At 35.4% G+C, this 23,055-nt stretch carries 20 protein-coding genes; 10 read left to right on the forward strand and 10 right to left on the reverse strand.

The annotated features are described in order from the left end of the window. Window positions 1-176: 176 nt before the first annotated feature. Window positions 177-2,306, reverse strand: coding sequence for a carboxy terminal-processing peptidase (locus QWT87_RS07235; RefSeq protein ID WP_087706714.1), 2,130 nt, complete (start codon window positions 2,304-2,306; stop codon window positions 177-179). A 313-nt stretch (window positions 2,307-2,619) separates the two neighbouring features. Here QWT87_RS07235 and surE point away from each other — a divergent pair, with 313 nt between their 5' ends. Further along, a complete protein-coding gene (surE, locus tag QWT87_RS07240; RefSeq protein WP_302715235.1) occupies window positions 2,620-3,390 on the forward strand; it encodes a 5'/3'-nucleotidase SurE in 771 nt (256 codons plus the stop codon). Window positions 3,391-3,702: 312 nt separating this feature from the next. On the opposite strand, the gene QWT87_RS07245 is transcribed toward surE, so the two are convergent. From QWT87_RS07245 to QWT87_RS07260, 4 genes are read right to left on the reverse strand one after another with little or no spacing between them, the layout of a single operon-like run. Beyond that, on the reverse strand, window positions 3,703-5,106 hold the full coding sequence (locus QWT87_RS07245) for a radical SAM protein (protein ID WP_302715237.1): 1,404 nt from the start codon (window positions 5,104-5,106) through the stop codon (window positions 3,703-3,705). Window positions 5,107-5,119: 13 nt separating this feature from the next. After that, window positions 5,120-5,326: a hypothetical protein gene (locus QWT87_RS07250; RefSeq protein WP_087706706.1), complete on the reverse strand. Its 207-nt coding sequence runs from the start codon at window positions 5,324-5,326 to the stop codon at window positions 5,120-5,122. 11 nt (window positions 5,327-5,337) lie between these two features. Next, window positions 5,338-5,571, reverse strand: a complete 234-nt coding sequence (locus tag QWT87_RS07255; protein ID WP_185207650.1) for a hypothetical protein — start codon at window positions 5,569-5,571, stop codon at window positions 5,338-5,340. A gap of 10 nt (window positions 5,572-5,581) precedes the next feature. After that, the gene (locus QWT87_RS07260; RefSeq protein ID WP_273076358.1) at window positions 5,582-6,328 is read right to left on the reverse strand and encodes a prolipoprotein diacylglyceryl transferase; all 747 of its coding nucleotides are present in this window, start codon (window positions 6,326-6,328) and stop codon (window positions 5,582-5,584) included. A 618-nt stretch (window positions 6,329-6,946) separates the two neighbouring features. Between QWT87_RS07260 and QWT87_RS07265 the strand changes: the two genes are divergently transcribed. Then, window positions 6,947-7,987, forward strand: a complete 1,041-nt coding sequence (locus tag QWT87_RS07265) for a GMP reductase (protein WP_302715242.1) — start codon at window positions 6,947-6,949, stop codon at window positions 7,985-7,987. A gap of 3 nt (window positions 7,988-7,990) precedes the next feature. Continuing rightward, on the forward strand, window positions 7,991-8,725 hold the full coding sequence (locus QWT87_RS07270) for a DUF1835 domain-containing protein (RefSeq protein WP_302715244.1): 735 nt from the start codon (window positions 7,991-7,993) through the stop codon (window positions 8,723-8,725). Between the two features lie 3 nt (window positions 8,726-8,728). Here the strand turns inward: QWT87_RS07270 and QWT87_RS07275 are convergent, their stop codons facing one another. The 5 genes from QWT87_RS07275 to QWT87_RS07295 all read right to left on the reverse strand — a co-directional run bounded on the left by QWT87_RS07275 (window position 8,729) and on the right by QWT87_RS07295 (window position 14,631). Further along, window positions 8,729-10,048 (reverse strand): DUF6056 family protein, encoded by a 1,320-nt coding sequence (locus QWT87_RS07275; protein ID WP_302715246.1) that lies wholly within the window; start codon window positions 10,046-10,048, stop codon window positions 8,729-8,731. Window positions 10,049-10,051: 3 nt separating this feature from the next. After that, window positions 10,052-10,795, reverse strand: coding sequence for a 3-oxoacyl-[acyl-carrier-protein] reductase (gene fabG, locus QWT87_RS07280; protein ID WP_302715248.1), 744 nt, complete (start codon window positions 10,793-10,795; stop codon window positions 10,052-10,054). Between the two features lie 183 nt (window positions 10,796-10,978). Next, window positions 10,979-12,454, reverse strand: coding sequence for a WG repeat-containing protein (locus tag QWT87_RS07285; protein ID WP_302715250.1), 1,476 nt, complete (start codon window positions 12,452-12,454; stop codon window positions 10,979-10,981). Continuing rightward, entirely contained in the window at window positions 12,455-13,129 is a 675-nt protein-coding gene (gene rsmI / locus QWT87_RS07290) for a 16S rRNA (cytidine(1402)-2'-O)-methyltransferase (RefSeq protein WP_076391044.1), read from the reverse strand. An 8-nt stretch (window positions 13,130-13,137) separates the two neighbouring features. Beyond that, window positions 13,138-14,631, reverse strand: coding sequence for a V-type ATP synthase subunit I domain-containing protein (locus QWT87_RS07295; RefSeq protein WP_302715254.1), 1,494 nt, complete (start codon window positions 14,629-14,631; stop codon window positions 13,138-13,140). Window positions 14,632-14,691: 60 nt separating this feature from the next. On the opposite strand from QWT87_RS07295, the gene QWT87_RS07300 reads away from it, so the two are divergent. The 7 genes from QWT87_RS07300 to mnmG all read left to right on the forward strand — a co-directional run bounded on the left by QWT87_RS07300 (window position 14,692) and on the right by mnmG (window position 23,042). After that, window positions 14,692-15,282 carry a thymidine kinase gene (locus QWT87_RS07300; protein WP_076391046.1) on the forward strand — a complete coding sequence of 197 codons (591 nt, stop codon included), beginning with the start codon at window positions 14,692-14,694 and terminating at the stop codon, window positions 15,280-15,282. 54 nt (window positions 15,283-15,336) lie between these two features. Continuing rightward, on the forward strand, window positions 15,337-15,675 hold the full coding sequence (locus QWT87_RS07305; RefSeq protein ID WP_302715257.1) for a hypothetical protein: 339 nt from the start codon (window positions 15,337-15,339) through the stop codon (window positions 15,673-15,675). Then, a complete protein-coding gene (locus tag QWT87_RS07310; RefSeq protein ID WP_108408670.1) occupies window positions 15,653-15,955 on the forward strand; it encodes a type II toxin-antitoxin system RelE/ParE family toxin in 303 nt (100 codons plus the stop codon). The genes QWT87_RS07305 and QWT87_RS07310 overlap by 23 nt, the downstream gene beginning before the upstream one ends. A 3-nt stretch (window positions 15,956-15,958) precedes the next feature. After that, a complete protein-coding gene (locus QWT87_RS07315; protein ID WP_302715260.1) occupies window positions 15,959-18,406 on the forward strand; it encodes a bifunctional UDP-N-acetylmuramoyl-tripeptide:D-alanyl-D-alanine ligase/alanine racemase in 2,448 nt (815 codons plus the stop codon). A 3-nt stretch (window positions 18,407-18,409) separates the two neighbouring features. Next, a complete protein-coding gene (locus QWT87_RS07320) occupies window positions 18,410-20,569 on the forward strand; it encodes a patatin-like phospholipase family protein (RefSeq protein ID WP_302715262.1) in 2,160 nt (719 codons plus the stop codon). A 7-nt stretch (window positions 20,570-20,576) separates the two neighbouring features. After that, window positions 20,577-20,984 carry an rRNA maturation RNase YbeY gene (gene ybeY, locus QWT87_RS07325; protein ID WP_076391051.1) on the forward strand — a complete coding sequence of 136 codons (408 nt, stop codon included), beginning with the start codon at window positions 20,577-20,579 and terminating at the stop codon, window positions 20,982-20,984. A 195-nt stretch (window positions 20,985-21,179) separates the two neighbouring features. Then, complete coding sequence (mnmG, locus tag QWT87_RS07330) at window positions 21,180-23,042, forward strand: tRNA uridine-5-carboxymethylaminomethyl(34) synthesis enzyme MnmG (protein ID WP_302715265.1); 1,863 nt, start codon at window positions 21,180-21,182, stop codon at window positions 23,040-23,042. Window positions 23,043-23,055 lie beyond the last annotated feature (13 nt).

The raw sequence follows: 23,055 nt of genomic DNA on the forward strand, positions 1-23,055 counted from the left end.
TGAATCGAAAAAGTATTTAGCAAAGCAACAAAGAGAATCGAATTTATAGTTAACATATTCTCAAATATAAGAAGTTAATTATATAAATAAAATTTTGAGTGAAAAAATATACAGCAAATTAAATAAAAAATACCGCTACTTTTTGTTAGCGGTATTTTTATATTTCGATCTGAATATTAAGATTTTACACTCATGTCTGTAATGATGTTCATTGCTTCCTGAAGGTAAAGGTCTTTTTTAAGATTTTTGATCCAGATTTCAGATTTTTTCTTGAAGGCTTCGTCTTTTTTCTCTCTTTCAATTTCATTCTGATACAAAGTAAACTGAAGGCCGTTTTCAAATTTCGTCAAAGACTTGAACTTCTCGATCTGTGCTTTTCTCTGCTTCATCAATTCATTGAATTTATTGATATTCAAAGTAATGGTTTCTTCCTTATCCAACTGTTCTCTCCACTGGGCGGATTCTAACAGCAACTGATATTTTGCATTTTTAGCCATTCTGTCGTTGCTTGCTTTTTCCAACGCCTGAATGTTGAAATAATTAAGCTTCTGGAAACTTGTAGAAGGAATTTTATCCCAAGCCAGAGCATAATCATCATATCTTTCTCCTACTTCAGCATATGTGAAAAGATCTTTCATCTGAATATCTGAAACAATTCCTTTTCTCTGGGTAGATTCTCCTGTAATTTTGTAGAATTTCTGGATGGTCAGTTTTAAAGATCCGAAATCGTCTTCTGTGTTTAAGAATCTGTTTAGATCCACAAAAGTCTGCACTGTTCCTTTTCCGAATGATTGAGGCGAACCGATAATCATTGCTCTTCCGTAATCCTGCATCACACCTGCTAAAATTTCTGAAGCTGAAGCGGAAAGTTCGTTCTGCATAATCACCAATGGTCCTGTCCAGATCGGAGTTTCATTTTTATTTTTTAAGGTCTGAATTTTCCCGTTTCCGTCTTTTACCTGAACATAAGGTCCTGCCTGCATGAAAAGTCCCATGATGTCTCCCACTTCCGTTAAGGAACCTCCTCCGTTGTTTCTAAGATCCAGAACAATTCCTTCTATTCCCTGAGCTTTAAGCTTGATGATTTCGTTTTTAATATCATCAGAAGCATTTCTTCCGTTGGGATTTTCAAAATCTGCGTTGAAGCTTGGTAAATTGATGAATCCGTATTTTTTACCATTCGGAGAGTTGACAATAATACTTCTCGCGAAAGTATCTTCAATGGCAACTTCTTCACGAATCATGGTAACTTCTTTTATTGTTCCGTCTTTTTTCTGAACCGTTAAAGTAACCGGAGTTCCTTTTTCTCCTCTGATGAGTCTTACGGCTTCATCAGAAAGCATTCCCACAACGTTTACGGCATCTTCTTTCGGTTTAGATTTTACTTTTAAAATTTTATCTCCTTCGGAAAGCTGTTTGGATTTCCACGCCGGAGCGCCGATCGTTAAAGCACCCAGATAAAGATTTCCTTTTTTCTCCTGAATAATGGCTCCGATTCCGATTACTTTTCCGGTGAAATTGGTATCGAAATCTTCTTTATCCTTTGGAGAATAATAGTTGGTGTGCGGATCGAAAACTTCTGTATAGGCATTCATATACACGGTAAACCAATCCATTTTCTTTCTCTTTTTGAATCTCGTAAAGGTTTCTTTTACAAGATCTTTCACCTCATCGGTTGCTTTCTTAAGCTTCTGATCCGGCGCAAGAGGCTGATATTTTATGGTATCTTTCAGGTTGTATTTCTGTACAGAATCTTTCTTCTCTTTCTGAGCTTCTTCTTTGCTGTTCATCGATTCAATTTCCTGAAGGATATTGTATTTGATGAATTTTTTCCACTCATTATACTGCTCCTGCTTGTTTGCCGGAACTTTTTTCATTTTCGGTTCTAAAATAAGCGTTTCATCTTCTTCCAGATTAATCGGCTTGCTGAAGATATCCTGTGTAATTTTATCGATCTCGTCTACTCTCTGGTATAATCTGTCGATGGTAAGTTTGTAGAAAGTAAGGTCTCCCTGGTTGATGTAATCATCCAGTTTCGTTTCGTGCTTCCCGAATTCGTCCATATCGGACTGAATGAAATATCTTTTTCCCGGATCTACCATTTCAAAATAATGCTTATAAACATCCTTAGAATAGGCATCATTAATAGGTTTTGGGCTGTAATGCAAATAAGAAAGTGTATTTTTAACGCTCACCATTATCGTCTGCATCTTTTCGTCATCATTCTTTGGCGAGTTGAAACAAAACATTAGACTTGTTAATGGAATTAGGAGTAAAAATTTATTTAGCTTAAAATTTTTCCACATAAATCTGTAATGTATTTTTATTAATTTTAAAAAAGTATTGTAATAAGTAGTTATTTTTTATTCTCCGTTACAAACTATCAAATTTAATACCTTATTTCTAAATATCTGTTACTTTTAAGGAATTTTATTAAAATCCGTTTTCCAATACATTTTCTCTGTTAAAATTGTTTTTTAAAAAAAGAGAATTGTTAGTTTTTAAATTTAGTTTTCGCAAAAATGAATAAAAAGGCATAAACATTTCATACAATAATTAAACGCAAAGTTTTTCCGAAGAAACTCTTTATGCTATATTTGTTACAATTAAAAAATTTATATGGAAAGACCACTTATTCTGGTTACGAATGACGACGGAATTACAGCACCGGGAATCAGAAATCTTATCAGTTTTATGAACGAAATCGGAGAAGTAGTTGTTGTAGCACCCAATTCTCCGCAAAGCGGTAAAGGTCATGCGATTACCATAAATTCTACTTTAAGCTACGAAGAAGTACATCTCGACGGTCCGCAAAAGGATTTTTCGTGCAGCGGAACTCCTGTTGACTGTGTAAAGATGGCTCTTGACAAAATTCTTCCGAGAAGACCGGATATTGTGGTTTCAGGAATTAATCACGGAGCAAATTCTTCCATCAATGTTATTTATTCGGGAACGATGTCTGCTGCTGTTGAAGCGGGTGTGGAAAGTCTTCCTGCTATCGGATTTTCTTTGCTGGATTTCAGTTGGGAAGCAGATTTTACACAGGCGAAAGAATATATTCAGAATATTGTAAGAAAAACTCTGGAAAACCCAATGCCAAAAGGAATTGTATTAAACGTGAATATTCCGAAACTTCCAAAAGAGGAAATAAAAGGCGTAAAAGTCTGCAAACAGGCACACGCAAAATGGGAAGAAAGCTTTGATGAAAGAGTAAATCCTCACGGAAAAAAATATTACTGGCTTACCGGATATTTCAACAATATGGACGAATCTGAAGACGCCGATGAAACCGCTTTAGCCAATGGATATATTTCTATTGTTCCGGTGAAATTCGATCTTACAGCTTACGAGTATATGAATACGCTCAATGAGGTGATGAAGTTTGATTAAAATAAATAATAAGGCGTAAAAAAATTACGCCTTATTGCTGTCCTTTTGTCTTGAAATCGAAGATTCGACGTCGTCAAACAAAAGAACGAAAAGTTCAAGACTTGGGAACTTTCGCTAAAAATTAATTCTGTTCTCTAAAAATTCTAAACTCGCGCGAATTCAAGATTTGTTCTTCGGCTCAAACAGTCCTCTCGCGCTCAAACAGTAGAATTTTTTAACGTTCACAGAAGTAATTTTCTTAACGCTCAATTTCCCTATGTCATTATTAATGCACAAAATCATTAAAATAGCTGTGAAATTTGTCAAAAGAATTTAGAACAAAACTTTATCCTCTTTCCTTAATTCATCAAGATATTTGCTTTTATCATCACGGTAAAATAAATTCATGGTTTCGAAAGGAATCATTTTCAGGTCTTTATTCACGATATGAACGCAGGATTTTTTCACAGCACGGACATCAAAATCATGCGCATCCATAAAGTTCATGATGATAATTCTGAATAGGTTATCGTAATCCAGATTGGGTGCGGAAACGTCGGGAAGACAGCACAATAACTGATTAACTTTAGGTTTTACTTTATCCACAGAAATTCCGGTGCTGAAAATATCCAGAAGCTGCATCTGTAATCCGGTATCCTGTTCGTAAACAATGGTATTCCGGGTTTCATTGTTCAGTAAATCAGCAGGATTGATGTATCTTGTTAAAGGAATCGTTTCGCCTTCCAGTTTCAGAATATATCCCATCGCCAAAGCATCCGGATTACATGGAACCGGAATAATATCATCCGAATTCAGCAACGGAAACTGATTGAGAATTTCCTGTCTTACTTCGGTTAAAGTAATTTTTTCATGAGCAGAATCTTCGCGGTTTCTTCCTGCAATTTCTACAGGCTGAAAGGTAATTCCGCGAACACATTTCTGTTTCAGGGCAAAGTCAATGATTTTCCCGATTTCATCAATATTTTTATCTTTCTGAAGAACAATAACGAGGGTAGTCGAAAGATTTAAGGCATTTAATTTTTCCAATGCTTTCATTCGTACGTCCGTTAAATCTTTTCCTCTGAAATCTTCCAGAACTTCCGGTTTAAAGGAATCAAACTGAAGATAAATTTCAAATTCAGGAGCATAGGTTGCTAATTTTTCGGCAAAACCGGGATCATTGGCAATTCTTACCCCGTTCGTATTCAGCATTAAATGTTTAATGGGTTTTGACTTCGCAATATCCATGATTTTGAAAAATTCCGGATGAATTGTAGGTTCTCCTCCACTGATCTGAACGACATCCGGTTCACCTTCATTTTTAACGATAATATCAAACATGGCTTCGATCTCTTCCAGACTTCTGTGGCTTCCGTAATGTGGCGAAGACATCGCATAACAGGTAGGACAGGTAAGATTGCACCGATCCGTTACTTCCACAATGGAAAGGCAACTATGTTGCTCATGATCAACACATAAACCACAATCATAAGGACAGCCATATTCTACATCGGTTCCAAAATGCACCGGAATTTCTGATGCTTTATTGTAGTTTCTGATATTTTTATAATACTGAACATCAGAAGCAATTTTAGTTTTGAAAAATCCGTGATCCGGACATCTTTTCGTCATGAAAACCGCTTCATCTTCAATAATGATCTTTGCTCCCACTCTTTTCAGACATTCCGGGCAAAGACTTATGGTATAATCGTAATACGTATAATTTCTTACTGGCATAATAATTCTTAATTTATAAAGCTCCTCCGCAAATCATTCCGCTAATAATCAAACAAATAAGCATGGAAATCGTGACGGTTTGCCAAAATTGTTTCTTCGAAAATTCTTTATTCTTCCACTGAAAAATAGCTTCCGTAATTTTTCCAACTATAAATGAAATTCCAAAAATAGTTCCTCCAAATATCAAAAGTATTACTAATATGCTAATCAATAAATCCATCTTAATTTCTTTTACATTCCGCCACAAACAACGCCGCTGATCAGTCCGCCAACAAGCATGGAAATCAGAACAGTCATCCAAAACTGACCCGTTGAAAATTTTCTTTCATTATTCCATTCGTAAATAACTTTTGTAATTACGGCAACAACAAGCGATATCATCAATAATACAAAGGCAATAATCCCAATGATCATTACAACAAGACCACCAAGATCTCCTACTTCAAGAAATATCAGTAATTTCATGGTTAAATATTTAAAGTGAAGTTACAAATTTTGTTTTTCTCAATTTTAAGAAATAATAAAAAATTACAGCTATACAAACAAGTTGTATGGTTCCTAAATTTCCTAAAATTTCTACTCTCGGCTTGATGAAGTCCAGCAACAGCCGGAAGCTAAAATAACTGACCATAAACAACTGAAAGACGAAACCTGAAGGATATTTTTTTGTATTCTGGATAATTTTTAAAACGATCCATAAAAGAATGAGAAACGCTATTTCATATAATGCCACAGGATGTCTGAGAAATTGGTCTCCCAGATGCATTCCGAAAATAAAATCAGTAGGAATTCCGTATGTTTCTTCATGAATTCCGGTAAGAAAGCAGCCGATTCTGCCAATAATCATTGCTAAGATCAGTGGATAGACGATCAAATCTCCGGTACTTTCTTTATGCCCGACAATTTTTTTTGCCCATTCAACACCAATTAAGCCAAAAGCCAATCCGCCAACAATTGTATTATTTGTCCAGATGGTTTTCAAATCAAAATGCTCTAAAAGTCTGATGGGGTTTTCGAGATTTCCAATTAATTTTGATCCGATTAATGCTCCCGCTGTTGCACCAATTAATACCGCAGCCGAAGTATTGAAAGACATTTTCTCTTTCGATTTTCGTTTTAGATAAAAATAAAACCGCATTCCGATAAAAATTCCTGCCGCTTCAAACAGCGGATGAGCGAGAATAGTTTTACCAAATAGGTGAAAGGTCACAGGAAATTCCATGGTTTCAAAAGTATTGTTTTTAATTAAAACTTACTCAATTATTATCCTGATTTTAAAATTGATCTAAACATTTTCTTTAAAATTTTATATGTGGTCCTTTTGTCTTGAAACAAAAGAACGAAAAGTTCAAGACTTTGAATCTGAATGCTAAAAATTAAAATTCATTCCTAAAATTCCCAAAACTTGCGCGAATTCAATTGAGATTCTTTAGTTTAAAATTTGCCTCGCGCTTCAAACAGTGGGAATTTTTTAACGGAATAAATTGTAATTTTCTTAACGCTTCAGCTTCATATGTCGATTTTTGTGATCGTATTTATGATTTAGTAAGCTTCTGAATCAAGATTTAAATTGTATTAAATAATTTTTGATTATCCGCTATTAATCATACTTTTTTTTTCTAACGCAAAGGACTCGCAAAGATTCTTTATATACTAACTGTTTTAAGTTCGCAAAAGTGCTTCGACAAGCTCAGCATAAACTATTCACTCAGCAAAGAACTCAAAGATTTTTTCCAATTATGACAAATAACAGACAATCATAAATAATTTATAAAATCCTTTTAAATAAAGATTAGAAACAATCTTTTTCATAATTTTAATTAAAATAATTATCCGAATTATGAGAATAGAATATGATATTAAACTGGGTTTTAAGGATGTAATGTTCCGTCCGAAACGTTCTACCCTGAAATCCCGTTCTGAAGTTGATCTTGAGAGAGAATTTACTTTTAAACATACCCGAAAAAAATGGAAGGGCGTTCCCGTGATTGCTGCGAATATGGATACGGTGGGAACATTTGAAATGGCGGTAGAACTGGCAAAAGAAAAAATCATCACAGCGGTTCATAAGCATTATTCTGTGGAAGAATGGTCAGAATTTTTAGATTCTCAGCCGGAAAACATTTATCAGTATATCGCATTAAGCACGGGAACCGGAAAAGCCGATGAAGAAAAAATAAAAACCATCCTCGAAAGACATCCAAAAATCGAATTTCTCTGCATTGATGTAGCCAATGGTTATTCTGAGCATTTTGTGGAATTTGTGAAAAAGGCAAGGGCAAATTTCCCAGATAAGATCATCATTGCCGGAAATGTTGTAACCGGAGAAATGGTGGAAGAACTTCTGTTAGTCGGCGCAGACATCATTAAAGTCGGGATTGGTCCCGGTTCGGTTTGTACAACGAGAGTGAAAACCGGAGTGGGATATCCTCAACTTTCGGCAATTATAGAATGTTCCGATGCAGCACATGGTTTAGGCGGACATATTATTGCGGATGGCGGCTGTAAAGTTCCGGGAGATGTGGCGAAAGCTTTTGGCGGCGGTGCAGATTTTGTAATGTTGGGCGGAATGTTTGCCGGACACGATGAAAGCGGCGGCGAAATTGTGGAAGAAAACGGTAAAAAATACAGACTTTTTTACGGAATGAGCTCGAAAACAGCCATGGATAAACATTCAGGCGGCGTTGCAGAATACCGGGCTTCGGAAGGAAAAACTGTAAAAGTAGCTTATAAAGGTCCGGTTCTGGATACGGTAAAAGATATTTTAGGCGGCGTTCGTTCTACCTGTACTTACGTGGGTGCTTCCAAACTGAAAGAGTTGTCGAAAAGAACGACTTTCATCAGAGTTCAGGAGCAGGAAAATCAGGTATTTAAAGATTAACAATTGAACAAAATATTTAATATTACAAATGGTGATTGTCTCGCTGAACAATTGGAGGAAACAACGATTTCCGGCGAGATGATTATCTGTAGAGAAGCTTTAGTTGCAGGTTCTTTACAGGCTGAAAATCTGGATGTTTTCTGGAAAGTAAGATCAGAATTTATTGCTGAAAATTATGGTGATACAAAAGAAAATTATTACCGTAAAGTGGTTTTGGAATTCAATAAAATAATGCAGATCCCGGAAGATTCTGAGGTAAATCTTTGGTTTGAAGATGATCTTTTTTGTCAGGTTAATATGTGGTTTTGCTTAACGCTGATTCCGAAGGATAAAAATATCAACATCTACAGGATTTTTCCAAAAGCATCGAAAGAAAACCAATGGAAAGGATTTTCGGATTCTGCCCGTTTTGATTTGGAAGAAGCATTAACCTCAAGAGTTTTATTTAAACAAAAAGATATTGAATTGGGACTGAATTTATGGGAAGCTTATCAAAGTAATCATCAAAATAAATTAAAACAACTTTCTGAAATTCAATCTGATTGCTTTCGCTTTTTACCTGAATTAATTACCGCTTATCAAAACATTAATCCTGAAGTTTTTATTCAAAATTTAATACAGAAAGGCATAACAGATTTTAGTGAAGTTTTTGAAAAGTTCCGTGATGAGCTGGGAATTTTCGGATTCGGAGATTTGCAGGTGAAGCTTATTTATGACAAAGTTTTTCAAGAAAAATAGCACTTATTTTACAACAATGCTTTTCTTGTTGAAATATTTTTCCAACTGATCATTAACGTATTTTTTCTCTTCTTTTGCGGAAGACAATTCATCAAAATACAGTATTTTCGGCACTTCTCTTATTTTATCAATCTTTAAAGAGTCTTCTTTTGAATTTTGAATTAAAGAAATTCTGCTTTTTATTTCTTCATCATATGCTTTCAGATCTGTTACAGCGATTTCCTGAACGAAATTATTCATGTTATAATCTATATTAAACCCTGAATAACTCTGACTGAAAAAATCTGTTTCCGGCAGAAAGATGACTAAAAAACTGATCCACCAAAATCTTTTTATATTCTCTTTTTTGTATAGTAAAATGAAAGAAAACGTGCTTAAAAAGAAGATGACAATGTTATCGTTCTGTCTTCCTACAATATTGATCAGATAGCCCAAAAACATTAAAGGTAACAATGAAATCATACAAATTATGCAAGCTTTGGTAAATTTCACTTTACTTTTTAAGGCAGTAAGTTCTTCAAAAAACAAAGCAGTAAATAAAGGAATAAGAAATACTGTTTTTATAAAAATATACCCAAAATTAAAAGTGAAAAAAGCGGCTCTTTTCGTCCACATCCAATAAAAAGCATCATCAGATTTTACCATTCTGTTGAAATTTCCGGGAGCTAAAAAGCTAATAAGAAATCCGATAATTCCGATGGCTAAAAGAATTTTATTTTCCTTTGATGGTTTTTCAAAGCCTATAAAGCTCAATGCTCCTAACAAAATCAGCGCAATGATTTCATTTGCCCCCATCAGAATAAAAGTGACAACAGCGCTTAAAAAGAAGAACAGTTTTTTGTGTGATTGCTGAAACTTTCCGTAAAAAAAGAGCAAAAGACCTGATAAAATAACCGGTAAAAAGTAGACATTAGATCCTGTGATCCAAAAATAATGTTCCGGTAAACTGATTAATCCAACCGTATAAATAAAAAACAATAACAGGCTCTTTCTGAGCGCTTCAGCAAAGGAATAATTAAAATACAGTCTGAAATTTAAAATAATGACTGCAAGAAATGATGTCAGTAAAAATACAGGATAAATTTTCGGGAGTATATTGAACGGATCTTTAGAAATAGGATTCAGCATATTAATGGTATAACCAAAATATCTTCCTCCCCAATGCATATAAAAATCGCATACATTCCCAAGAAATCCTAACTTCTTTGTTCCGTAGGAATAGATATAATCATCGGTCTGATATACATTAAAAAAGGAAATGTAAACCAGACCGATTAGTAATAAAACCGACAAGAATAAGGTAATATTCTGTACCGTTTTCATATTTTATGTCAACAGACCTCCGTCAACGTTTAACGTCTGTCCTGTAACGTAAGAAGACATTTCGCTTCCTAAGAATACACACGCATTTGCGATATCTTTGGTCTGTCCCAGTTTTTTCATCGGGATGGCTTCGTTCCATTTTTCTTTTGCTTTATCATCTAAAGCATCCGTCATTTCAGTCTGAATGAATCCCGGAGCAATTGCGTTGCAACGGATGTTTCTGGAACCCAATTCCAGCGCTACAGATTTTGTAAAACCGATAACTCCCGCTTTAGAAGCTGCATAATTTGCCTGTCCTGCATTTCCGCTGATTCCTACTACAGAAGTCATGTTGATGATCGATCCTGCTTTTGCCTTCATCATGGGCTTAATTACCGCTTTGGTAAGATTGAATACAGAATCCAGATTTACTTTCATTACTTTATCCCAGTCATCTTTCGACATTCTCAAAAGCAGATTATCCTTCGTAATTCCTGCGTTATTTACCAAAATATCAATTTTCCCAAACTCAGCGATTACTTTATCCACTAAAGTCTGAGCCGCATCAAAATCTGATGCATCAGACTGATACCCTTTAATTTGAGTTACAGAACTTAAAGTTGCTTCCAATTCCTTCGCTTTTTCTACAGATCCGGCGTAAGTAAATGCTACTTTTGCACCCTGTTCGGCGTACATTTCGGCAATTCCTTTTCCGATTCCTCGTGTAGCTCCCGTAATTAGCGCTACTTTTCCTTCTAATAGTTTCATATATGACAATTATTTTTCTTTATAACGTATTCGCCTTTTGAAAGTTGGCTAATATACAGTATTTAATTTTACAGAAATAAAACAGTGCGCAAAGATATTACAAAATGTTATTCAATGCATTTTAAATCACTTTTTTAGCGAAAATTTATGCCTGTTTTTTATCATGAACGCACATCATGTACGTTAATCGATAAAACTTCTGTCTTTTTGCTCTGTAAAATAGATGAATTCTGTTTCTTTTCCTTTGGTAAGTTTAATGCCTTTTTTATCCGGAAAAAACTTATCGTAGACAATTTCCGTTAAAGGTTCATTTTTGTCGTTGGTAACGCCGAATTTATTATCTTTTTTCACCACAAATTCGTTAACACCCAAAAATGTTGTGATGTCATCGTAGACAAAAGGTACAATTTCATTTCCGCTTTCATCCATCATTCCGTAAAAATTGTCTATGTTTTTCCCGACTAAAGTAGGATAAAGTTCAAAAGGTTTTACTTCCTTAAATCCTTTTAATTCTTTATAATTTCCTGTTTTTGGTGAAAATGTGTAAAAGGTTTCGTTTTTATTGACAATCAGTGTATTGGGAAATATTTTTTCGATTTCGTAATCGTCATTCAGGATATTTTTTAAATTTTTATCCAGAATTTTTTCTTCGTCATCTTTTCTCAGATAGAGATATTTTTCTCCTGCAATGCTCAATCCTTCTACCCTGTCATATTCCTTCGGAAAAACCACTTCTCCGTTTAAACGGACAACGGCAGTTTTTGGATTTTTCTGATCCTGAGAGGTTTTAAACAACCCATTGAAAAGGGGGTTTACATAATGATAATCAAGATCATACACCTTCCCTTCCTTCTTAGAAAAAATACTTATTTTATCTTCTCTGGTAAGGTAAATGTATTCTCTGCCCACAAAAGCCTGATCATACATTTCATCGGCAATGATGTTTTCTTTTTCATCAATAATTCCGTATTTATTTTTAGTAGTATCTAAAGTTACCAAATAAGGAAACGCATTGATATTGTCTACGTTATGTCCCGAAATCGTACTTAAGGTTTTACTATTATTATCAATAACTTCTCCGGATTTTTCACCTTTCGAAAGATAAGCCCTGCCTTTGTAGAAACGAAGATCATCTGTAAACGGGCGGTCTGAAATTTTCTTTCCGTCAAAATCATAAATCAGCCACATTCCATTATTTTTAACAAAAAATCTGTTTTCGCTTCCAAAAACTATCTTTTCTGAGAACGGGATAATTTCTTTCCCGTTAAAATCGTACACACAGTCTTTTCCTTTTTTTGAATAAATAAGCCTGTCTTTATTTTCCCATGTTCTGAATTTGAAAAGATCCATCGGAATTACTTCCTTTCCGGAAGCATCGATAATCGCTGTTTTTCCATTTGAATTTCCCGCTTTTACCCTCAAAACAAACCTGTTTTTCCATAAATGCGAAATTTCACTTTTTGAAGGATACTCAAAAGTGATATTGCCCAGAGAATCTACAATTCCGGACTTTCCGGTTTTGGCATCAGAAATCATTCCGTATCCTTTGGAATAGAAACGGACTTCTTTGCCTATTTTTTTTGTTAAAAGTATCTGTTTGTACTGATCCGTCTGCCCGAAACAGACCGACGAAAGCAGCACGAAAATTAAATTTTTCAATTAAATGGAATTATTTACGATGAGAACAATCTCACCTTTTAACGTTTTGCTTTTGGAAAACTCAATGAGTTCAAGAATTGTTCCGCGTTTGGTTTCTTCGAACTTTTTGGAAATCTCACGGCTTAAGCTAACTTTGGTTTCTTCGCCGAAAAATTCTTTTATCTGCTCCAGTGTGGTATTGATTTTATGGGGACTTTCGTATAAAACGATTGTTTTTTTCTCTTCTGCAAGCTGCTTCAGCTTTGTCTGTCTTCCTTTTTTCTGGGGAAGAAATCCGGCAAAAAGAAATTCGTTATTCGGTAATCCTGAAACCACCAAAGCCGGAACAAAAGCCGTTGCTCCCGGTAAACAGATCATTTCAATATGATGATCGGAACCTGCTTTTGCCAACAAATAACCCGGATCTGAGATTCCGGGAGTTCCTGCATCGGTAATAATCGCAATATTCTGACCGCTCTTAAGGTCTGTAATCACTTTTTCCGTTGTCTGATGCTCGTTATGTAAATGATAGGATTTTAAAGGCTTGGAAATCTCGAAATGCTTTAAAAGAATTCCGGAAGTTCTTGTGTCTTCGCATAAAATATAATCAACCTCTTTCAGCACATTTACCGCTCTGTAGGTCATATCTTCGAGGTTCCCGATCGGTGTAGGAACAAAATATAAGATTCCGCTCAAAATTTAGTTTATAAAAATTTATTTTCCACCAATATCCACAGTCTCTGTGCATATTCGTCCACTTTACTCCATTTTTTGGCATAATAAAGATCACTCAGGTATTCTTTTGCCTCCTCCAGTGTTCTGAAACTGTTCAGGTTATTCACCACTTCATTCAGCTCCGTCTGGCTTCCTCCGAATAATGTTTTTGTGAAAGCAATCCTGTCGTTCAGATCGAGTTTAAACTCAGGCTTTTTCTTTTCCGCTTCCATAAACTCGGTTGGAATATTGGTTTTCAAAATACTTCCCGGGTCTTCTTTTTTCTCAACAGGAATTGTTTTTTCTGTTGACACTCTTTCAAGATGGTCATCATCAAAAAGCGACTGTACCGCTTTCAGACCTTTGATATTTGCCAGTTTTATCTTTTTATCATGATGATAGGCTTCGAGATTTTCAAAGCTTTCATCAGATTTTAAATATTCTTTCTCTTCAGAAACAGGTTTGTTGATCTCAACAATTTTTCTTCTGTCATTAATTTCTGCTAAAACTGAAGTTTCCTGTTTTTCTTCTACAGAAGCTTCGTTTTTAATTTCGTTAACAATGTTTTCAGCATTTGAAGTATCGGTCGCCAATTCGCCCTGTTCCATCATTGTGCGGGAAGAATACTGATTATCATTTTCTTCCACTAAAATTTCTTCATTTTCATCTAAAACTTCTCCATCAAAAATACTCGGGATTTTTTCAGATTCTTCTTCATTTTTATACTGATAATTGTTCTGAATTTTCTCTTCTTCATCAAAATCATTCAGAATATCTCCACGATTGTCCGAAATTTCGTTTTCAAATTCATCAATTTCATTCAGTTGATGATTAAAAATAACTTCTTCTTCCGTTTTGCTGTCATTAAAAATTTCTTCCGAGATTTCTTCATCATTTTCGGGTTCAGAATTTGCCAGAATTCTTTCTTCATCCACAAAATTCAGATCCGATCCGCTGTTTTCAGAAGTTTCATATTCATCCAGTTCATTTAACTGAGCATTGAAAACATCTTCATTCTCTTTCAGATCATTCTGAATTTCATCCTGCGAATTTTCCTCTGCAAAATTAATTAAAGTTTCGTGAAGTTCACTTTCTACAATCTCATTTAATTGATTGTTAAAAATTGCCTCTTCTTCAGTCACTTCAGTTGAATAATTTCCGGATTCGCTTCCGTCAATTTCATTAAGCTCATTATTGAAAATAGCTTCTTCTTCCGTTACTTCACTGCTGAAATCATGGGGTTCCTGCAAAGGAGCGGGTGAAGAAAATTTTTCTTTATTTTCTGAAATCAGCGAAGAATTTTCACTTCCGAAATACTCTAAATTTTTTTCCAGCAGACGCAGAAACGAAATTCTGTTGGCAAGCTCTTCCACAAGATCCTGCTTTGACGAAAGTTCGTCTACGTTGCTTATTTTATCCAAAATACCAATGATATTCTTGGATTCAAAAAAAATCTTTTCCTTTAAATCTTGGATGTTCTGCATAGAAGAATCTTGTTAAAATTGCTTACTTTTGAAGTTAAAAATATACGGCTAATTTAACAAATGTTTTTAGAAAATACAATTAATCATTCCAAACAAAGTGGTTGGATGGAAGTTATTTGTGGCTCAATGTTTTCCGGAAAAACCGAAGAGTTGATCCGAAGGCTTAGAAGAGCTGAAATGGCAGGGCAGAATGTAGAGATTTTTAAACCTAAACTGGATACCCGATATTCGGATGAAGATGTGGTTTCGCACAATCAGAATAAAATCCGAAGCACGGCGGTAGAAAATCCCAGCGAAATTCTTTTGCTGGCTTCCAACTGTCATGTAGTGGGGATTGATGAAGCACAGTTTTTTGACGAAAGCATTGTGGATATAGCCAATCAACTGGCAAATGGCGGAATAAGAGTAGTTATTGCAGGTCTGGATATGGATTTTCTCGGAAGACCTTTCGGACCGATGCCCAATCTGATGGCAACTGCAGAATATGTAACAAAAGTACACGCGATCTGCAGAAGAACAGGAAATCTTGCCAATTATTCTATGAGAACTTCCGCAGGAAAAGATCTTGTAGAACTTGGAGAAACAGAATCTTACGATGCGGTAAGCAGAAGAGTTTTTGTGGATGAAGTTTTGAATAAAAAAGAGATTTAATATCAAATTTATTATTAATTTTGTTTAAAATTTAATAGTGAAAACTATCATAAAATGATATTAGAGATTAAAAATTACATAAAGATCAGCAATTCTATTGACGAGATTTTGAAAAATTCGCCTTTCAAAATGAAATACATCATTGAAAAAAGCGGAATTTCCGAGCCTACGTTTTTCAGAAAAATGAAAGAGAAAAAATTTCTTCCGGAGGAATTGCTGAAGATTGCGGAAATTATAGAACCGGAAAAAATTTCGCATGATGATATTCTCAATGCTATTCAGGAAGGTTTAGACGACGTAAAAAACGGACGGATAACCGAACATATGGTAGTGATGAATGAAGCAAAGGAAAGAATTGCAAAAAAGAAAAATGAATATTTTTTGGACAAATAGAGCCAAATCGGATTTAGAAATTCTAGAAGATTTTCTTATTGAAAACTGGGGGTTCGATGTTTTGGAAGACTTTTATGAAATTTTAGAAAGAAAAATTTCTTTGCTTGAAAATGGAAATCTTATTCATCAGAAATATGAAGACACAGCGTTTCACAAATTATTAATTACGAAACACAACTCTATCATTTATGAAATTTCAGGAAATCAAATAAATCTTTTAAATATGATTAATAACTTCCGAAATCCTGATTCTAATTATAACCTAATTACAGAAAAGTAGTTTATGAACTACACGACAAACCATATCGCAGAAATCACCAATGCGAAGATTATTGGAGACAAAAATATACTGATCAGGAATATAGCTTTCGACAGCAGGATTATTTATTCTACTAAAAATACTGCGTTTATAGCGATCAATACTTCAAAAAATTCCGGGGAAAAGTTCATTGAATCTGCGGTAGACCGTGGAATAAATGTCATCATTTCCGAACATCATTATCCGCATTTTGAAAATATTACATGGATCATTGTTGAGAATTCTGTGGAATTTCTTCAAAAATTAGCCAGATTTCATTTTGAAAATGCTCATTTAAAATCCGTCGGAATTACAGGAAGTAACGGAAAAACAATTTTAAAAGAGTGGCTGTATCAATGTCTGTGGAATGAATTTCCAACGGTGAAAAGCCCAAAGAGTTTCAATTCTCAGATCGGACTTCCGCTTTCTCTGCTTCAGATTAATAATTCTCATCGGTTAGGAATTTTTGAAGTAGGAATTTCCAAGCCGAACGAAATGGAAAAGCTCGAAAATATTTTCCATCCGCAGATTGGTTTGCTTACCCATATCGGAACTGCTCATCTTGCCAACTTCCAATCGGAGGAGGAGCTGATTGATGAAAAGATCAAATTATTCAAACATTCTGAAACGGTTATTTACAACGGGGATAATTCTTTGGTTGACAAAAAGATAAAAGAATTATATTCAGGTAAAAAATTAATTTCTTACGGCTTTAAAGAATACAATCAGGTCTATTTCAAAAACAATATTTCGAAAAACGAAGAGGTAACGGTACATTATTTCGATGAAGAAATTTCTTTTCCGGTTCATCAGAGGGATGAAGCGACTTTAACGAATGCTTTGGCGCTTGTAACGGTTTTAAAGGAACTTGGTATTGAAAACGAAAAGATCGTCGAAAAAATTAACGCTTTAAAGGCTGTTGAAATGAGGCTTGAAGCGATTGAAGGAATTAAGAACAACATTGTCATCAATGATTCTTTTAACCTTGACCTTGATTCTCTGAAAACCGCGCTTCAATTTCTTAATGAATACAACAAACCGAAAAAATCTCTGGTTCTTACAGATATTGTAGGGGTAAATTCAAATTCAAAAGAACTGTATGAAGAAGTCTCAGAACTTGTAAACGAGCAGAAATTCGATTCTGTTTTCCTGATCGGTGATGAAATATCAAAATTTAGTGAATTATTTAAAGCTAAAACTTTTACTTTCATCAATACTCAGGAATTAATTGAAAGTAAACACCTTACAGAAATAGAAAACCAGATCATTTTATTAAAAGGGGCAAGAAAATTTGAAATCGAAAGACTTAAAGATCTGCTTGAACTCAGAAAACACGATACGGTTTTAGAAATTAATATGAATGCTATTCTTCATAACATCAATTACCATAAATCTTTACTAAAGCCATCCACAAAAATGATGGCGATGGTAAAAGCAAACTCTTATGGTTTAGGAAGTTATGAGATTTCGGAATTTTTACAGCATCATCACATAGATTATCTTGGAGTGGCTTTTGTAGATGAAGGCGTAGAACTCAGAAAAAAAGGAATTACGGTTCCTCTTGTGGTCATGAATCCTGAACAGCACAGTTATGAAACGGTGATTGCTTATAATCTGGAACCGGAAATTTACAGTTTCAGAGTTCTCGAATTATTCTATGAAGCCGTTCAAAAATCAGGATATGATAAAAAATATCCGATCCACATCAAACTGGAAACAGGAATGCATCGTCTTGGTTTTAAAGGCAATGAACTGGATCAGTTAAGTGAGACTTTAAATTCAATGAATGTAAAGGTTCAGAGTATTTTCAGCCATCTTTCATCATCTGATTTACCGGATGAAAAAGAATTTACTTTACATCAGCTAGAAACCTTTGAGAAAAATTCCAGCTATTTGATAGAAAAATTGGGATACACTCCTATCCGACATATTTTAAATTCTTCAGGAATAACCAATTATACCAATCATCAGTACGATATGGTAAGAATCGGTATTGGAATGTTAGGAGAATCACCAAATAGTGAAATACAAAAACAGTTAAGATCTGTGGTAAGTTTTAAAACGGTAATCTCTCAAATTTCTACGGTAGAAAACGGAGAATCAGTAGGTTACAGCCGTCGATTTAAAACAGATCATCAGACGAAAATAGCCACTATTCCTGTTGGATATGCCGATGGAATCCCAAGATTAATCGGAAACCAAGTCGGAAATGTAGGAATCCACAAAACCCTTGCTCCGATTGTAGGAAGCATCTGTATGGATATGATGATGATTAATGTAGATCATATCCCGAATGTAAAGGAAGGAGATACTGTTACCGTTTTTAACGCAAAACCAAGTTTAAAAGAATTCGCAGACTACTGCAAAACAATAACCTATGAAGTTTTAACCTCCATTTCGCCCCGTGTGAAACGGATTTATATTAAAGATTAGCCTATGAGAAAGTTCCTGATTATTTTATTTGCCTTTCAATTGCTTCTGATTCAGTCTCAGGTAAAGAAAGATCTCGTTATTCCGAAAAATCCCAAAATAGGACTTTCTCTTGCAGGAGGCGGAGCTAAAGGATTTTCTCATGTAGGCGTACTTAAAGTGCTGGATTCTCTGGGCGTAAAAGTAGATTATATTGCAGGAACAAGTATGGGAGCCATTGTAGGCGGACTGTACGCTTCAGGATATTCCGGAAAAGAAATAGAAAAGATTGTAATGGACACCGATTTCTATTCTTTAATCACAGATCCCAAAGCAAAACGACAGGAAACAACTTTCTTTAATAAATCTGTTGACAAATATCTTTTGTCTATTCCTCTTAAAAACGGAAAAATTACCCTGCCCTCTTCCATCAGTTCCGGACAGAAAAATGTCTATCTGCTGAAGGAACTTTTCAAAAATGTTTCCAATATCGACGATTTCTCCAAACTTCCTATTCCTTTTATGTGCGTCGCGACCAATCTGGAAAGCGGCAATATGCAGATTTTTGAAAAAGGAGATCTGGTACAGTCGATTATGGCAAGTTCTGCATTTCCATCACTCATGGACCCTGTTAAAATTAATGACAGTATTTATATTGACGGAGCGATGACGGTAAACTATCCTTCCAAACCTTTAAAAGATAAAGGAATTGATATCGTTATTGGGGTAGATCTCAATCAGGATCTTTCCAAACGTGAAGATCTGAACAGTATTATTGCTATCTTAAATCAGGTCATCGATTTCGGAATTAAAAAAGATACCAAAAGACAGTATCAATATACAGACATCAACATCAAGCCTAATTTAACAGGCATGACCGCTACAAGTTATGATGATAAGAAAAAAATTCTCGACAGCGGCTACGTAGAAGGCTTAAAATACGTCGATATTCTCGATCAGCTACCCAAGAGACCTTTCGACAGAATCCGACAGCAAATGAGTCCTATTTATTCCAATGTCTATAAAATCGACAGTCTCGAGATCGAAGGAAGCAGAATTTACGGTAAAAATTACGTTTTAGGGAAAATGGGACTGCGGCTTCCTTCTCTTCAAACCTACGGAAGCATCAATAAACAGATTGATAAATTAGTCGCCACCAACAATTACAAATTCATCAATTACGATATTATTTCCGGTAACAATTCAAATTATCTCAAACTTTACGTTACCGAAGACGAAGCACGACACTTTCTAAAATTCGGTTTACATTACGACGAAATTTTTAAAACCGGACTTCTTTTAAACTATTCAGCAAAACGACTTTTATTCCGAAATTCAAATCTTTCTCTCGATGTTGTTGTGGGAGACAAACCCCGATATTATTTAAACTATTTTATTGATAACGGATATATTCCGGGCTTCGGAATTTATTCTTCGGGAATGAGCTTCAGTTTAAGAGGCAACAATAACAACGAAATCGACAAATGGTTCTGGCTGAGAAATGAAGCCTATCTTCAATCGATCTGGAAAGATAAATTTGCCATCGGCGGCGGGATCAGTCACGATTATTTCGAAGCAGAATTCAACGGAGACAATAAAAGATACAGCAGATTTCTCAATCCGTACGTATTTCTGAAAAGCGATACCCAAAACGACAGAGACTTCCCTACCCGCGGAATTTACATTAATGCAGAAGGAAAAGTAATTGATCTTTTAAAATCTGAAGTAGAAAAAAGACTCGTTCAGGTAAAAGCAGATATCAGAATAAATCTTCCTCTTTCAAAACAGTTTTCCTACAGACTCAATCTTTACGGAGGAATCACCATCGGAGAAAATCTTCCCGACTTCTACAAATACAGACTGGGCGGAATCTTTGAACAGAATATCGTAAACTACAGAAGCTTTTCGGGGTTCTATTTTGCTCAACTGAACAGCAATAATGTGGTTTTAATTTCAAACGACCTTCAGTTTAAATTCAATAAAAACTATTTCCTGAGCGGAAATTTCTCTTTTGCCAACCTTTCCAATGATATAACTTTTGAGGATGCGGTAAAATTAAACTTCAGTTCAGTAGGATTAACGGCTGGATACAAATCTCCTTTCGGGCAGATTAAAATCAACTTCAGTCATTCACTTAAAAACAATCAAAAAGGCATATTCAGTGTTATTTTAGGACACTGGTTTTAATTACGAAATGATACAATTTTTTTACGAAAACTTACCCGAATCGGTAAACACAGAATACAAAAAATGGCTGGAAGATCTTATTCTTTCAGAAGAAAAAAAATTGGGCGAGATCAATTATATTTTCTGTGACGACGAATATTTACTCAAGGTAAACCAGGATTATTTACAGCACGATTACTATACTGATATCATTACATTTGACTATGTAAAAGGGAAGACCATAAGCGGCGAGATTTTTGTATCTTTGCAGCGCATTTCAGACAACGCTTCTACCCTATCCAGAAATTACGAAGAAGAATTACGGAGAGTTTTGGCTCACGGCATTCTGCACCTTTGCGGATATAAAGATAAAACAGAAGAAGAAGAACTGCAGATGCGAGGAAAAGAAGATCATTATTTAGCAAAATACCATTAAGTTTTTTAGGAGCTTAATCCCGCTCTCCGCACTCGCTATTTTCTTTTTTCAAAAGAAAATGAGCTCAGACAAATGCTGCGATCGGGGCTAAATAAAGCGCAACAGAACAGATTTAAGACAATAAAATTTACAAATGTTTCACGTGAAACATTTGTAAAAAAGAGTAAAAATTAAGGCTTAAAACAAGCAAAAAAAATGATTTCAGAAATATATGATGTAATAGTAGTCGGTGCCGGTCACGCAGGATGTGAAGCAGCCGCTGCAGCAGCCAATTTAGGTTCAAAGACGCTGCTTATTACAATGAATATGCAGACCATCGGACAGATGAGCTGCAACCCTGCAATGGGAGGAATTGCAAAAGGACAGATCGTAAGAGAGATTGATGCGATGGGAGGATATTCCGGAATTGTAGCAGACAAATCTGCGATCCAGTTCAAGATGCTGAATCTTTCCAAAGGTCCTGCCATGTGGTCGCCGAGAACGCAGAACGACAGAATGCTTTTCGCGGAAGAATGGCGTTTGGCTTTAGAAAATACACCCAATCTTGATTTCTTTCAGGACATGGTAAAGCAGCTTATTATCGAAAATAATAAAGTTGCCGCAGTGGTTACTTCATTAGGAATAGAGATCAAAGGACATTCTGTAGTTCTTACCAACGGTACTTTCCTCAATGGTTTGATCCACGTTGGAGACAAACAGTTAGGTGGCGGAAGAATGGGCGAACCTAGAGCTTTCGGAATTACAGAACAGCTCGTTTCTTTAGGCTTTGAAGCAGGAAGAATGAAGACCGGTACCCCACCCCGCGTAGATGGACGAAGTCTGGATTATTCTAAAATGGAAGAACAGAAAGGAGATGAAAATCCTCAAAAATTCAGCTATTTAGATACCCCTAAATTAACCAAACAATTAAGTTGCCACATCGTTTACACCAACGAAACTGTACATGATATTTTACGTGAAGGTTTCGACAGAAGCCCAATGTTCAATGGTACAATTCAAAGTTTAGGGCCGAGATACTGTCCGAGTATTGAGGATAAGATCAACCGTTTTGCAGAGAGAAACAGACACCAGTTGTTTGTAGAACCTGAAGGATGGAAAACAGTAGAGATCTATGTAAACGGATTCAGTTCTTCCCTTCCTGAAGATGTGCAGATAAAAGCAATGAAACATATTCCGGGATTCGAAAACGTAAAAGTATTCCGTCCGGGCTATGCCATTGAATATGATTACTTCCCTCCTACCCAATTGAAGCATACCTTGGAAACAAAATTAATTGATAATTTATACTTCGCGGGACAGATCAACGGGACAACGGGATACGAAGAAGCAGCCGGACAAGGTCTTATTGCCGGAATTAACGCTCACAACAAAGTAAAAGAACAGGAGGAATTTATCCTTAACAGAGACGAAGCATACATCGGAGTTTTAATTGATGATCTTATCACAAAAGGAACAGAAGAGCCGTACAGAATGTTTACCTCAAGAGCAGAATACAGACTTCTTTTAAGACAGGATAATGCAGACATCAGATTAACGCAAAAAGCTTTTGACTTAGGTTTAGCCAAAGAAGAACGACTAAAAAGAGTAAATGAGAAAGTCGCTCAGAGTGAGGAACTTGAGAACTTTCTTCGGGAAACTTCTTTAAAGCCGGGAGTAATCAATCCTATTCTGGAAACGATCGAAAGCAGTCCTGTTGATCAGGCTTACAGAGCAGCGCAGATTCTTACAAGACCGAATATGACGTTGGAAAAACTGGATCAGATCGACTTTATCAACGAAGTTTCTTCTAAATTTGATGATGAAGTAAGAGAACAGGCAGAAGTGAATATCAAATATAAAGGCTATATTGAGAAAGAAAAAGAAAATGTTGCCAAACTGAACCGTCTGGAAAACATAAAAATTCCGGAAGATTTTGATTATACAAAAATCTCAAGTCTTTCTGCAGAAGCCAAGCAGAAGATGACGAATGTAAAACCAAAAACAATTGCACAAGCTGGAAGAATCAGCGGAGTTTCGCCTGCAGATATTAACGTTTTATTGGTCTATTTAGGACGCTAAAACGAAAATGTTT

This window comes from Chryseobacterium urinae, from assembly GCF_030518295.1.
In the GTDB taxonomy this organism is placed as follows: domain Bacteria; phylum Bacteroidota; class Bacteroidia; order Flavobacteriales; family Weeksellaceae; genus Chryseobacterium; species Chryseobacterium mucoviscidosis.